Source organism: Streptomyces sp. NPDC030021, assembly GCF_055574035.1.
Genome location: NZ_JBVIAH010000013.1, coordinates 62385 through 75465 on the forward strand (window position 1 = coordinate 62385; position 13081 = coordinate 75465).

Sequence of the window (13081 nt, forward strand, 5' to 3'; positions counted from 1 at the left end):
CGGATGAAAGTTGCATTGCCCCGAAACATCCACACAGGCGACATCGCCCCACGTCAGCAGGTGGCGACGTCGCACGAAGGGACCGATATCCGTGGCGCAGCGCGTAGTAGTCACGTTCTCCGACGACATCGATGGCGGGGAAGCGGCGGAAACGGTCGTGTTCGCTCTGGACGGAAAGTCCTACGAGATCGACCTCAATGTGGCGAACGCAAAGAAACTGCGGAAGGGCCTCGCCCCCTTCGTGGCCGCCGGCCGCCGCCAGTCGCGCTCGGGGAAGGCCTTCAAGCACACCGCCGTTGCCCCGGACCCGGCGGTCGTCCGCGCCTGGGCCCGGTCGAACCAGTTCGACGTGCCGCCGCGCGGGCGCATCCCGAAGAAGATCTACGAGGCCTACAACGCGGCTCACTGAGCGTCGATTTGCCATGCACCCCCATCCGTCGGCTAGTGTGTGGATCACGCCGAGGGGCCAGACCGCAGGTCAAAGCCTCCAAGGTCGTGCGGGTGTAGTTCAGTAGCAGAACATCCCTCTTCCAGAGGGAAGGCGCAGTGTGCGATTCCTGTCACCCGCTCTGCATCACCTCCGAACCACTGCTGTGGATCGGGTAGAGTGATGCACGCATCGCCCCACGGCAATGCAATGCAGTGCATGCGGACGTAGCTCAGTTGGTAGAGCACCACCTTGCCAAGGTGGATGTCGCGCGTTCGAGTCGCGTCGTCCGCTCTGTATGAAGAAGGCCCCGATCATTGCGATCGGGGCCTTCTTCGTGTTTCCCCGACGTCGGCACCCAGGGCGCCGGGCCCACTGACAAATGTCATCGGCGGCGGTGACAGCGCGCACTGCCGACCCGGCTCCGGCGCCGCGAGCCTTGGATCATGACTGACACCGTGATCGAAGCCGAGGGCCTGCGCCGCGGCTACGCAGGAGGGTTCGAGGCCGTACGGGGCGTCTCCTTCTCCGTGGCCCGGGGCGAGATCTTCGCCCTGCTCGGCACCAACGGCGCGGGCAAGACCTCCACCGTCGAACTGCTGGAGGGGCTGGCCGCGCCGAGCGAGGGCCAAATCCGCGTCTTCGGCCTCGACCCGTACACACGGAGGGCCGAGGTCCGCCCGCGCACCGGGGTCATGCTCCAGGAGGGCGGTTTCCCCTCCGACCTGACGGTGGCCGAGACCGTCCGGATGTGGGGCGGGGTCACCACGGGCGCCCGCCCGGCGGCGGAGGTGCTGGAACTGGTCGGCCTGGCCGCGCGGTCCTCCGTACGCGTCAAACAGCTGTCCGGCGGGGAACGGCGGCGCCTGGACCTGGCGCTGGCCCTGCTCGGCCGGCCCGAGGTGCTCTTCCTGGACGAACCGACCACCGGAATGGACCCGGAGGGGCGCCGGGACACCTGGGCGCTGGTCCGGGAGCTGCGCGCGCAGGGCACCACGGTGCTGCTGACCACGCATTACCTGGAGGAGGCCGAGGAGCTCGCGGACCGGCTCGCCATCCTCCACGAGGGCGAACTCGTCCTCTCCGGCAGCCCGGCCGAGGTGACCGCCACCCGCCCGGCCCGGATCCGCTTCACCCTGCCGGCCGGGGTGCCCGCGGCCCGGCTCCCGCTGGGGCTGCGCGCGGCGGCCTGCGGGCAGCGCGTGGAGATCCGTACGGAACACCTCCAGGCCGACCTGGGCGAACTGCTGTGCTGGGCCCGGGAGGGCGGCGTGGAACTGGCCGGGCTCGACGCCCGGTCCGCCTCCCTGGAGGAGGCCTTCCTGGAGATCGCGGAGAACCGCCGCACCGCCGGCGGCCGCACCGAGGACGACGCGAAGGCGGGGACCCGATGACCATGCTCACCCTGAACCCCGGCCGGCTCACCGCGCTCGGCCGTTCGGAGCTCACCCTGCTGGTGCGCAACCGGGCGGCGCTCGGCCTGGCCGTCCTGATGCCCCTGCTGATGGTGTTCGTCCTGCGCTCCTCGCTGAGCGGGGCCGAGGGCGCCGAGGCCGTCGAGGCCGTCGGCGAGGCCACCCTGACCGGCGGAATCGGCATGGTGCTGATCCTCGTCGTCCACATGAACCTGGTGTCCGCCTACGTGGCCCGGTGCGAGGAGCTCGTCCTCAAGCGGCTCCGTACCGGTGAGGCGACCGACCTGGAGATCCTCGCCGGAACCGCCCTGCCCGCCGCCGTGCTGGCACTCGGGCAGATCGCCGTCCTCTGCGTGGGCGGCGCGATCGCCCTGGACGTGCGCATGCCGCGGAACCCCCTGCTGCTGGTGGCGGCCGTCCTCGCGGGCATCGTGCTGCTGGCCGGGCTGTCCGCGCTGACCAGCTCCGTCACCCGGACCGTGGAGACCGCGGGCCTCACCACGCTGCCGCTGTTCCTGGCGACCGTGCTCGGCTCGGGGCTGTTCCTCCCGGCCGACTCGCTGCCGGACCTGGCGGCCTCGCTGTGCGAACTGCTGCCGCTGAGCGGGGTGATGACCCTCGTACGGGCCGGGTGGAGCGGCGGCTCGGCCGGCGGGGACCTGCTGGGGGCCGGGCTGAACACATTGGCCTGGACCGTGATCACCGTGTTTGCTGTCCAGCGGTGGTTCCGCTGGGAACCGCGCCGGTAGAGCGAGTCGGGGGACGGGAACCGTGTCGAAAATGACCGGGTGGTGGAAGAACCGCAGCAGTGCGGGGAAGGTCGAGCTGTACACGCGGTGGTCGTTCCATCTGTTCGTGCTCATCGAGATCATGTCGTTCGGACTGCCGGCGCTGGGCTCCGCCGCCGAGAACTCCTCCGACCGGGCGCTGCCCTTCTCGCTCTTCCTGCTGCTGTGCGCCCATGCGGTGCTGTGCGGGGTGCTCTCCTCCAAGGCGCTCACCTGGGTGGTGGGGCGGCGTGAACGCCCCACCCGGCCGGCGGTGACCACGGCCTCCCTGACGGCCGCGGCCGTCCTGGGAATCCTCGCCCTGAAGGCGGCCGGGAAGATCGACGAGCCGGCGTTGGCTCCGATGCTGGTGTTGGGGCTCACCTGTTTCACCGCCGGATCGCTGGTGCTCTGCATGCGATCGGTGCGGAGCATGCGGTACGTCGCCCCGGTCGCGGCGGCCGGAACGGGGGTGCCCGCGCTCGCCCTGGGCCTGCCGGCCGCACATGCTCTGGGGTACTTCGCCGGGGTGCTGCTGTGCTGCCTTTTCTTCAGCGCCACCAGCGGGTTCTCGGCCTGGCTGCTGAGGACCGTCCACGAGCTCGACCGGGCCCGCGAGGTGCAGTCACGCCTCGCGGTGGCGGAGGAACGCCTGCGGTTCGGCCGTGACCTGCACGACGTGATGGGCCGCAACCTGGCGGTGATCGCGCTCAAGAGCGAGCTGGCGATACAGCTGGCCCGGCGCGAACGGCCGGAGGCGGTGGAGCAGATGATCGAGGTGCAGCGGATCGCCCAGGAGTCCCAGCGGGAGGTACGGGACGTGGTGCGGGGCTACCGGGAGGCGGACCTCTCGGTGGAACTGGAGGGCGCGCGCGGGGTGCTCAGCGCGGCCGGGATGGACTGCCGCGTGGACTTCCGGGCCGTGCGGGGCAGGGAACTGCCGGCCGAGGTCCAGTCGGCCCTCGGCTGGGTGGTGCGGGAGGCGACGACGAACATCCTGCGGCACGGGGACGCGCACCGCTGCCTGATCCGGCTGACCGCCGAGGAGACGGGATCCGTGACGCTGGTGGTGGAGAACGACGGGGCGCCCGAGGCCCCGGCCGGGCCGCCTGGCTCGGGGCTGGCCGGGCTGCGGGAACGACTCGCGGCCCTGGACGGGACGTTGCAGGCGGGGCTGGTCGGCGACGGCCGCTTCCGGCTGCTGGCACAGATCCCGGACCGACGACTGCAAGGACTGGAGGTGCGGGCGTGAGCCCCGTACGCGTACTGCTCGCCGATGACGAGCATCTGATCCGGGGCGCGTTGGCGGCGCTGCTCGCACTGGAGGACGACCTGCTCGTCGTCGCGGAGGCGGCCTCGGGCCCCGAGGCGCTGGCGATGGCGCGGGCCCACCGGCCGGACGTGGCGGTGCTGGACCTGCAGATGCCGGGGGCGGACGGTGTGAGTGTCGCCACATCCCTGCGGGCCGAACTGCCCGGCTGCAAGACCATGATCGTGACCAGTCACGGCCGCCCCGGGCACCTGAAGCGGGCACTGGCGGCGGGGGTGCGGGCCTTCGCCCCGAAGACCGTTTCGGCGCAGCGGCTGGCCGAGCTGATCCGTACCGTGCACGCCGGAGGCCGTTATGTGGACCCTGAGTTGGCGGCCGACGCGATCAGCGCGGGGGACTCGCCGCTGACCGCGCGGGAGGCGGAAGTGCTCGAACTCGCGGCGGACGGGGCACCGATCGCCGAGATCGCGGAGCGGGCCTCGCTGTCGCAGGGGACGGTACGGAACTATCTGTCCTCGGCGGCGACGAAGCTGGGTGCGGAGAACCGGCACACGGCAGTGCGTCTCGCACGCGAGCGAGGTTGGGTATAGTAGTTCTCGCGTTACGGCGCACCTGCGGACATAGCTCAGTTGGTAGAGCACCACCTTGCCAAGGTGGATGTCGCGCGTTCGAGTCGCGTTGTCCGCTCTGTAACGAAGAAGCCCCCCGGTCCTCGGACCGGGGGGCTTCTCTCGTCCCTGCGTCTCTACGACCAGGACTGGCCGGTGAGGCGCTCGAAGGCCTCGATGTACTTGGCGCGGGTCCGGGCGACGACCTCCGCCGGCAGGGCCGGCGGCGGGAGCTCGCCCTTGCGGTCCCAGCCGGACTCGGGGGAGGCCAGCCAGTCGCGGACGTACTGCTTGTCGAAGGAGGGCTGCGAGCGGCCCGGCTCCCACGCGTCGGCCGGCCAGAAGCGGGAGGAGTCCGGGGTCAGCACCTCGTCCGCGGCGATCAGGGTGCCGTCCTCCGGGTCGAAACCGAACTCGAACTTGGTGTCCGCCAGGATGATCCCGCGTTCACGCGCGATCTCCCGGGCGCGGCTGTACACGGCGAGAGTGGTCTGGCGCAGCAGCGCCGCCGTCTCGGCACCGGCGGTGCGCGCGACCTCCTCGTAGGAGACGTTCTCGTCGTGCTCGCCGACGGCGGCCTTGGCGGCCGGGGTGAAGATCGGGGCGGGCAGCTCGGAGCCGTCCACGAGCCCCTCGGGGAGGGCCAGCCCGCAGACCGTGCGGGTCTGGTCGTACTCGACGAGACCGGAGCCGGTGAGGTAGCCGCGGGCCACGCACTCGACCGGGACCATGTCGAGGTTCTTGCAGATCAGGGTGCGGCCGGCCCAGTCGGCGGGGGCGCCGGCGGGCAGGTCGGTGGAGATGACGTGGTTCGGGACGAGGTCCGCGAGCTGGTCGAACCACCACAGGGAGAGCTGCGTCAGGACGCGGCCCTTGTCCGGGATCTCGGTGGGCAGCACCCAGTCGAAGGCGGACATGCGGTCGCTGGCGACCATGACGAGGCGGCCGTCCTCGTCACGGTAGAGGTCGCGCACCTTGCCGGTGTGGAGGTGGACGAGGCCCGGAACCTGAACCGGCTCGGGCTTTTCGACGAATCCGGACACGGGGTCTCCCTGTGGTTCTGTATGAAGCGCACCCCGATTCTCGCGCACCTGACTCCCCTCCCGTGGACAGGGGTCCGCGCCGCGGGCCGGTCGCGGCGTCGATCGCGGGCCGTCGCGGGGTCGGCCGCGAGCCGGTCGCGGGCCGGTCGCGGGGTCAGTCGCGGGGTCAGTCGTGCTTGCAGATCCGGTCGAGGAGATTGGCCGTGGCCCGCTGCACGCGCTCGTCCACGTGGCCGGGGCGGTCGAGGGCCGGGGACCAGGCGAAGGTGCCCGAGGCGAAGACCAGCGCGCCGCTGGGCGCCCGGTAGAGGGAGGTCTCCTGGTGGCGGCGGTGGCCCTCGCTGTCGAGGTACGGGGAGTGTGCCAGCAGGATCCGGTCCTGGTGCTCGGGGAGCTGGGTGCGCGGGAAGTAGCGGTCGGCCTCACCCGCGACCAGGCCGGGCAACTCGTCGTTCTCGCCCGCGCCGGTGGAGTCCCAGAGCCAGTGGGTGGCGTTGCGCACGATCAGGGGCGCGGGTTCGGGGACCCGGCCCGCGTACTGGATGCCGAGCAGCTGCTGCTCCGGGCGGTCGACCTCGCGCCACAGGCTGGGGCGGCCCGGGCCGCGCCGTTTTCGGCAGGTGAGGAGCCGGTCGTCGACCCCGGAGGGCGACGGGCCGAGCTCGACCTGCCAGTACATGGTGTTGGCGGAGAGGAAGACGAGCGAGGTGCCGTGCCGCCGGGCGCGCTCGACGGTGCGGCGCATGGGCGCCGACCAGTACTCGTCGTGGCCGGGGAAGACCAGGCCGCGGTAGCGGGTGGGGTCCACGCGGCCGGCGTGCAGGTCGCGGGTGTCGGCGTAGGCGATGTCGTAGCCGTAGCGCTCGGCCCAGCGGATGAAGTCGTAGGCGTGGCCGACGTGCAGGGGCAGGCCCGCGCCCGCGTAGGGGCGGTCGAAGGACACGGTGACGGCGGCGTCCTGCTCGCCGAGCAGCCGGCCCTCCTCGTCCCAGGCGTGGTAGAGGCTGGCGCCGCTGCGGCCGTCCTCCGGATAGAGGTTGTAGGCCTGCCAGGTGATGTCGGGGAGCAGGAGCAGGAGGTCGGCGGGGTGGTCGTCGCGGACCGTGAAGGGGATGTGGGAGCGGTAGCCGTCGGCGGTGGTGAGCACGGCGACGTACGCGCCGACGCTCCAGTAGGAGGGGACCTGCAGGCGCCAGGACAGCCACCAGTGGTGGCAGGAGACGGTGCGGTCGGCGGCGAGGGGGGCCGGCTGGACGATGCCGGAGAGCCGGGGGCTGGTGGTGATCTTGGAGGCTCCGTCGCCGCCGTAGTGGCCGATCCGGTAGACGTCGACGGAGAACTGCTGGGGCGGGTCGACGGTGATGTGGAAGTCGATGGCCTCGCCGGGGGTGACGGCGCCGGTGGACGCGAAGCCCTTGATCTGGCGGTGCACGTCGTCGGCGGTGCGGGGACCGCCGTTGCCGCGGGCGCGGGGGATCTGGCCGGTGCCGGCCGCCGCGGCGGCCGGGTCCACGTACCAGGGCACGACCTGGCCGGTGTCGTCGAAGTAGAGCTCACTGCCCCGGAACCAGGGCAGGGGGCCCTGCCCGAAGGGGTCGTTCACCGCGTGCGCGAGCGCACCTGACTCCCAACGCCGGATCTGGTCCGCACCCATGACCGCTCCCCTCCCTCGCTCCCCCGAACGGGCGTACATCGCTTCGGCGCGCGGTTCCTGGCTGAGCTGAGACGGTGTTTCCCGGCACCCGCTTCGGAACATCCAGCCGCGACCGGTCCCAGCACATCACATAACGCACGCACTCCGTCACTGTTCGTCGCGAATTGGCGGGACCGGAACATTGACATCCGGTTTCCCGTACGAGCCGTAGCCCTCCCGGGGGGCGTCCTCGACCCGCCTCAGACCAGGCGGACCGGCTTCTCCGGGCGGACGCCGAGGGCCGAGAGCCAGTCCCGCAGCGGCTCCGGGTTCCCCTCCTCGACCAGGCACAGCACGCGCGGCGCCAGGTCGGAGCGGCGGTCGCCGCCCACCAGCAGGACCGGCCCGTCGAGCCAGTCCAGCCCGGGGGTGGCCCCGGCCGAGTCCACGGCCGCGCAGCACACCATCGCCGTGACGTGGTCGGCCAGCAGGTCCCGGCCGCTGCGCGGCGGCTGGAGCGGGAACAGCGGGACGGCGTCCGCGCCGCGCGCCTTCCCGGCCCCGGCGACAGGTCCGGCGGCGCGTTCCTCGCGGGCCAGCTCCCCGGTGATCCGGCCGGCCAGCGCCTCGCCGGCTGCGCCCTCGCCGCCGAGGTCGGTGAGGTAGCCCAGCACCCGCTCCAGGGTGGGCCCGGCGAAGGCGTCCCCGGTGGGGGAGGGGGAGTCGGCGGCCGCGAGCGTGGCGGGACCCGCCGCTCCGGCCGCTCCTGAGGCGCCCGACGAGCCGGGGCGGGCCGCGGCCCCGGCGGAGCCGCCCGGGGCGGCAGGGGAGGCCGGAGCGGCAGGGGAGGCCGGAGCGGCCGGTGCGGGGGATCCCGCAGGGCCGGCGGGCAGCCCCGCAGGGCCGGCGGGCAGCCCCGCAGGGACGGCCAGGGCGTCCAGCGCCGCGTGCAGGCGGGCCGCCTCCGTCCGCCACTTGCGGTCCACGACCTCCTCCGGGTACGCCGTCCAGTCCACCGGGGACCAGTCCGGACCGGCCTCGGCCGGACCTCCGTGGAAGAGCCGCGCGGCCAGCAGCGAGGTCGCCTCGTCGATGAGCCCGGGCTGCTCCAGCAGGTCGCAGGCGGGGCGCTCGCCCAGCCGCGAGGTGAAGCCGTCGGCCAGCCGGTCCCGCCGGGACAGCTCGGTCAGCGCGGAGACCACCCCGGCGTCGAGGTGCGCCGGCCAGCGGCCCATCCGCCAGGCGGGCAGCGCAACCCGGGTCAGCAGCCGGTCCCAGCCCGCGTAGGCGAGGCCGACCTGCTCCTGGGCGACGATGCGCAGCCCGTAATCCACACCCTGTGCACGCTCCGAGGCGGCCGCGGCCACCCCGCGCTCCATCTCGGCGGCGTCCGTCCGGCACAGCCGCAGCAGCAGCCGGGCCGGCGGGGCGATCCAGGCGAGGCCGCGCCGGCTGCCCACGTCCACGGCCGCGTCCAGGCCGCGTACGAAGCCGCGCGCGTCGGCTATGTCCGGATGCGCGGAAGGGCCCGTACCGGCGACGACGGGCGCGAGGACCGCCCGTAGCTCCGCGACCCGCATCCACCACAGGAAAGGCGAGCCGATCACCAGCACCGGGGCGGCGCCCGGCTCGGACTCCGGCCCGACGGGTCCGGACGCGCCGCCGAAGACGCGGGCGGCGCCGCGACGGTGGGCCGCGTGGCTGCGGTCCTCCAGCCAGCTGTCGCAGTCCGGCGTCAGGGCTATCGCGGAGGGCGGCGGCACGTCCATCCGGTCGGCCAGGTCCCGCACCAGCCGGTAGAGATCGGGCGCGGCGGCCTCCGAGAGCGGCACCGTCGGCGTCACTGCGGGGCTCGCCCGGAGCACCACCGCGGCGAAGGCACCGCCGACGAGCAGCACGATCGCGGCGACGACGCACACGACGAGGGTCACCGTGGGCCAGGGGTCACCCGCCAGCCGGCCCGTCGCCCGGGCGGCCACGAGGACCACCGCGAGGGCGGCGGGCAGCAGCCCGACGGCCGAGGCCCTGCTGCGCACGCGCAGCACGGCCAGAGCGCGGGAACGCGCGGACGGTGCGCCCGCTTCCATGATCGAACCGGTTCCGGACACGGCCGGACCTCACCCCCTCTGCCCTGCGGCGACGTTGCTCACTCCCCCACTGTGACACCCGCCACTGACATCGCAATGCCGGTGGGCCAAGTGCCGGAATGCTTGGCATCGCACCCTAGTTGGGGCACGCGCGGCCGTCAGGCAGACCGGGTGACGATCACCCGATGGAATGGCTTTGGGTAAAGGTGGATGCGTTCGAACGCGGCCGGATGCAGTCGCACGCGGACACGCCCGCGGGCCCGGGCGCACGAGGTGCGCACCGGGCCCGCGGGTCTGCGGAGCCGCTGGTCAGCGGCCCTCGGCCGCCTTGGCCGCAATATCCGTACGGTGCTGCGAGCCGTCGAGACGGATGCGCGCCACCGCCTTATACGCCTTCTCGCGCGCCTGCGCCAGATCGGAACCGGTCGCCGTCACCGACAGCACCCGGCCGCCCGCGCTGACCACCGCGTCGCCCTCGTGCCGGGTCCCGGCGTGCAGCACGTAGGCGTCCGGCCCGTCCTCGGCGGCCACCTCGGCCAGACCCTCGATCGGGTCCCCGGTGCGGGGGGTCTCGGGGTAGTTGTGGGAGGCGATGACCACCGTGACGGCCGCGTCCTCACGCCAGACCAGCGGGGGCAGGGCGTCCAGGGTGCCCTTGGCGGCGCCCAGCAGCACGCCCGCGAGCGGCGTGCGCAGCCGGGCCAGGACCACCTGGGTCTCGGGGTCGCCGAAGCGCGCGTTGAACTCGATGACCCGGGTACCGCGGCTGGTGATCGCGAGGCCCGCGTAGAGCAGCCCGGAGAAAGGGGTGCCGCGGCGGCGGAGCTCGTCGACGGTCGGCTGGAGGACCAGCTCCATGACCTCGTCGACCAGCTTCGGGTCGGCCCAGGGCAGCGGGGAGTACGCACCCATGCCGCCGGTGTTGGGGCCCTCGTCGCCGTCCAGGGCGCGCTTGAAGTCCTGCGCCGGCTGGAGCGGGACCACGGTGACGCCGTCGGTGATGGCGAAGAGGGAGACCTCGGGGCCGTCGAGGTACTCCTCGATGACCACCCGGTCGCAGGCGAGCGCGTGCGCGCGGGCGGCGGCCAGGTCCTCGGTGACCACGACGCCCTTGCCGGCGGCGAGGCCGTCGTCCTTGACGACGTACGGGGCGCCGAAGGCGTCGAGGGCCTCGTCCACCTCCTCGGGGGTGGTGCAGACGTAGCTGCGCGCGGTCGGGACCCCGGCCGCGGCCATCACGTCCTTGGCGAAGGCCTTGGAGCCTTCGAGTTGGGCCGCCTCGGCGGACGGGCCGAAGACGGGGATCCCGGCGGCGCGCACGGCGTCGGCGACGCCGGCGACCAGCGGGGCCTCCGGACCGACGACGACCAGCCCGGCTTCGAGTTCGGTGGCGAGAGCGGCGACGGCAGCACCGTCGAGGGCGTCGACCGGGCGGAGCTCGGCCACCTCGGCGATGCCGGCGTTGCCGGGAGCGCAGTACAGCGCGGAGACGTCGGGGTCGAGGGACAGAGAGCGGCACAGGGCATGTTCGCGGGCGCCGCCGCCGATGACGAGGACCTTCACGCTGCTCAGACTAGCCGGGACGGCGCGGTCGCCTTCGTGCGGCCACCCAATCAGGACCGGTCACTCATTTGTGTATTCCTCCACAACGGTGGCTCCGAGCTCGCGCACGATCAGGTCGTGTCCGGTCAGCGCGCTCTCGACGAGGTCGGGATCGTCCTCCTCGGCGAAGTCGTCCTCGGGGGCGACCGGCGGGGGCGCCTGCTGTACGGGGGGCTGCGGGGCGGGAGCCGACTGCTGGGACGGCTGCTGCGGCGTGTACTGCGGGGCGGGCGGGGCCTGCGGGGCGGGAGCCTGCTGCTGTGCCTGGGTCTGCGGCGGGCCGTAGGCGGGGGCGGGCGCGGCCGGGGCCCCGTACGAGGAGCCGTACGAGGAGGTCTGGATCGGGGCCGGGGCTCCGCCGCCGACGACGGCCTCGATCTTCCAGTTGACCTGGAACTGCTCGGACAGGACCGCCTTCAGGACGTCCTCGCTGCCGCTGCTGGCGAAGTTGTCGCGGGCTCCGGCATTGGGGAAGCCCAGCTGGAGGGTGGTCCCGTCGAAGCCGGTGACCTGCGCGTTCTGGCTGAGCAGGATCCAGGTGAAGCGACGGCGGTTCTTGACGGCCTCCAGCACGCCGGGCCACATCGCCTGCACCTGCCCGGCTCCGGCGGCCATGCCGGGGGAGGGCGCGGGGGCCGCGGCGGCCGGAGCGGGGGCGGCGGGCGGGGCGGCGGGCGCGGGAGTGGGGGCCGGGGCGGACGCGGCGGCGCCGGGCCAGGCACCCGCGGCGGGAGCTGCGGCGGCCGGGGCCGCGGCGCCGGGCCAGGCACCGGGCGCGCCGCTCCCGGGCTGCGCGGCGCCGGGCCAGGCACCGGGGGCGGGGGCGGCCGGGGCGGGGGCGGCCGGGGCGGGAGCGGCAGCGGGCGCGGGGGCCGGGGCTGGGGCCGGGGCGGCCTGAACCGGCTCGGGAGCCTGCACCGGGGCGGGCGCGGGCGCGGCGGCGCGTGCGGCGGCCGCACCCCCACCGGGACCGGCGGGCGCCATGGCATGCGCCTCGGGCCCGGGCACGTAGCCCATGGCGGGCGCGGCGGCCGGCTGCGCGGCGAAGGCCGCGGCGGCGGGCGGGCCGCTGCGCTCCAGCCGGTCGAGCCGGGCCTGGAAGGACCGCTCGTCGTCGAAGGCGGCGGGCAGCAGCACCCGGGCGCAGATCAGCTCCAGCTGCAGCCGCGGCGAGGTCGCGCCCCGCATCTCGGTGAGCCCGGTGTTGACCAGGTCGGCGGCGCGCGACAGCTCGGCGGCCCCGAACACGGACGCCTGGGCCTGCATCCGCTCCACGACATCGGCGGGGGCGTCGATCAGCCCCTTCTCCCCGGCGTCCGGCACGGCGGCCAGGATCACCAGGTCGCGCAGCCGCTCCAGCAGGTCGGCGACGAACCGGCGCGGGTCGTTGCCCCTCTCGACGACCCGGTCGACGACCTCGAACGCGGCCGCCCCGTCCCCGGCGGCGAAGGCGTCGACGACGGAGTCGAGCAGCGAGCTGTCGGTGTAGCCGAGCAGGGAGGTGGCCATGGCATACGTCACACCGTCGTCGGCGGCGCCGGCGAGCAGCTGGTCCATGACGGACATCGAGTCACGTACGGACCCGGCGCCGGCGCGCACGACCAGCGGCAGCACGCCGTCCTCGACCTGGGCGCCCTCGCGCCCGCAGACCTCGCCCAGGTAGTCCCGCAGGGTGCCGGGCGGCACGAGCCGGAAGGGGTAGTGGTGCGTCCTGGACCGGATGGTCCCGATCACCTTCTCCGGCTCCGTGGTGGCGAAGATGAACTTGAGGTGCTCCGGCGGCTCCTCGACCACCTTCAGCAGGGCGTTGAAGCCCGCCGAGGTGACCATGTGGGCCTCGTCGATGATGTAGATCTTGTAGCGGCTGGACGCCGGCCCGAAGAAGGCCTTCTCGCGCAGGTCACGGGCGTCGTCCACACCACCGTGCGAGGCGGCGTCGATCTCGATGACGTCGATGGACCCCGGCCCGTTCCTGGCCAGGTCCCGGCAGGACTGGCACTCCCCGCAGGGGGTGGGGGTGGGACCCTGCTCACAGTTCAGGCACCGGGCGAGGATGCGCGCGCTGGTGGTCTTGCCGCAGCCGCGCGGCCCGCTGAACAGGTACGCGTGATTGACCCGGTTGTTGCGCAGGGCCTGCATCAGCGGGGCAGTGACATGCTCCTGCCCGATGACCTCGGCGAACGACTCGGGGCGGTAGCGGCGGTACAGCGCAAGGGACGACACGTATAC

General features: G+C 73.5%; 10 protein-coding genes and 3 tRNA genes. 8 read left to right on the forward strand and 5 right to left on the reverse strand.

Annotation, left to right across the window (positions count from 1 at the left end):
• Positions 1-91 precede the first annotated feature (91 nt).
• The 8 genes from ACZ4YL_RS24725 to ACZ4YL_RS24760 all read left to right on the forward strand — a co-directional run bounded on the left by ACZ4YL_RS24725 (position 92) and on the right by ACZ4YL_RS24760 (position 4566).
• Positions 92-409 carry a histone-like nucleoid-structuring protein Lsr2 gene (locus tag ACZ4YL_RS24725; RefSeq protein ID WP_468119389.1) on the forward strand — a complete coding sequence of 106 codons (318 nt, stop codon included), beginning with the start codon at positions 92-94 and terminating at the stop codon, positions 407-409.
• Between the two features lie 88 nt (positions 410-497).
• Positions 498-569 (forward strand) — tRNA-Gly (locus ACZ4YL_RS24730).
• A 79-nt stretch (positions 570-648) separates the two neighbouring features.
• Positions 649-721 (forward strand) — tRNA-Gly (locus ACZ4YL_RS24735).
• A gap of 152 nt (positions 722-873) precedes the next feature.
• Positions 874-1821 (forward strand): ABC transporter ATP-binding protein, encoded by a 948-nt coding sequence (locus tag ACZ4YL_RS24740; protein WP_468119390.1) that lies wholly within the window; start codon positions 874-876, stop codon positions 1819-1821.
• Positions 1818-2591 carry an ABC transporter permease gene (locus tag ACZ4YL_RS24745; RefSeq protein WP_468119391.1) on the forward strand — a complete coding sequence of 258 codons (774 nt, stop codon included), beginning with the start codon at positions 1818-1820 and terminating at the stop codon, positions 2589-2591. The genes ACZ4YL_RS24740 and ACZ4YL_RS24745 overlap by 4 nt, the downstream gene beginning before the upstream one ends.
• Positions 2592-2622: 31 nt before the next feature.
• The gene (locus ACZ4YL_RS24750; protein WP_468119392.1) at positions 2623-3861 is read left to right on the forward strand and encodes a sensor histidine kinase; all 1239 of its coding nucleotides are present in this window, start codon (positions 2623-2625) and stop codon (positions 3859-3861) included.
• A complete protein-coding gene (locus tag ACZ4YL_RS24755) occupies positions 3858-4469 on the forward strand; it encodes a response regulator transcription factor (protein WP_030009443.1) in 612 nt (203 codons plus the stop codon). Before ACZ4YL_RS24750 ends, ACZ4YL_RS24755 begins: the two co-directional genes overlap by 4 nt.
• Before the next feature lie 24 nt (positions 4470-4493).
• A tRNA-Gly gene (locus tag ACZ4YL_RS24760) sits at positions 4494-4566 on the forward strand.
• A 58-nt stretch (positions 4567-4624) separates the two neighbouring features.
• Here the strand turns inward: ACZ4YL_RS24760 and ACZ4YL_RS24765 are convergent.
• The 5 genes from ACZ4YL_RS24765 to ACZ4YL_RS24785 form a co-directional block, all read right to left on the reverse strand.
• A complete protein-coding gene (locus ACZ4YL_RS24765) occupies positions 4625-5530 on the reverse strand; it encodes a phosphoribosylaminoimidazolesuccinocarboxamide synthase (RefSeq protein WP_468119394.1) in 906 nt (301 codons plus the stop codon).
• A gap of 166 nt (positions 5531-5696) precedes the next feature.
• Positions 5697-7184 carry a N,N-dimethylformamidase beta subunit family domain-containing protein gene (locus ACZ4YL_RS24770; protein ID WP_301369289.1) on the reverse strand — a complete coding sequence of 496 codons (1488 nt, stop codon included), beginning with the start codon at positions 7182-7184 and terminating at the stop codon, positions 5697-5699.
• Between the two features lie 239 nt (positions 7185-7423).
• Positions 7424-9271 carry a M48 family metalloprotease gene (locus ACZ4YL_RS24775; RefSeq protein ID WP_468119396.1) on the reverse strand — a complete coding sequence of 616 codons (1848 nt, stop codon included), beginning with the start codon at positions 9269-9271 and terminating at the stop codon, positions 7424-7426.
• Positions 9272-9559: 288 nt separating this feature from the next.
• Positions 9560-10813, reverse strand: coding sequence for a phosphoribosylamine--glycine ligase (gene purD / locus ACZ4YL_RS24780; protein WP_468119398.1), 1254 nt, complete (start codon positions 10811-10813; stop codon positions 9560-9562).
• Positions 10814-10873: 60 nt separating this feature from the next.
• Positions 10874-13075: a DNA polymerase III subunit gamma and tau gene (locus ACZ4YL_RS24785; protein WP_468119399.1), complete on the reverse strand. Its 2202-nt coding sequence runs from the start codon at positions 13073-13075 to the stop codon at positions 10874-10876.
• Positions 13076-13081 lie beyond the last annotated feature (6 nt).

What these genes read in the sequence shown, in the direction of transcription:
- ACZ4YL_RS24740 (WP_468119390.1), top strand. Translation starts at nt 874, where the DNA reads ATGACTGACACCGTGATCGAAGCCGAGGGCCTGCGCCGCGGCTACGCA.
- ACZ4YL_RS24770 (WP_301369289.1), bottom strand. Translation starts at nt 7,184, where the DNA reads ATGGGTGCGGACCAGATCCGGCGTTGGGAGTCAGGTGCGCTCGCGCAC.
- ACZ4YL_RS24750 (WP_468119392.1), top strand. Translation starts at nt 2,623, where the DNA reads ATGACCGGGTGGTGGAAGAACCGCAGCAGTGCGGGGAAGGTCGAGCTG.
- ACZ4YL_RS24745 (WP_468119391.1), top strand. Translation starts at nt 1,818, where the DNA reads ATGACCATGCTCACCCTGAACCCCGGCCGGCTCACCGCGCTCGGCCGT.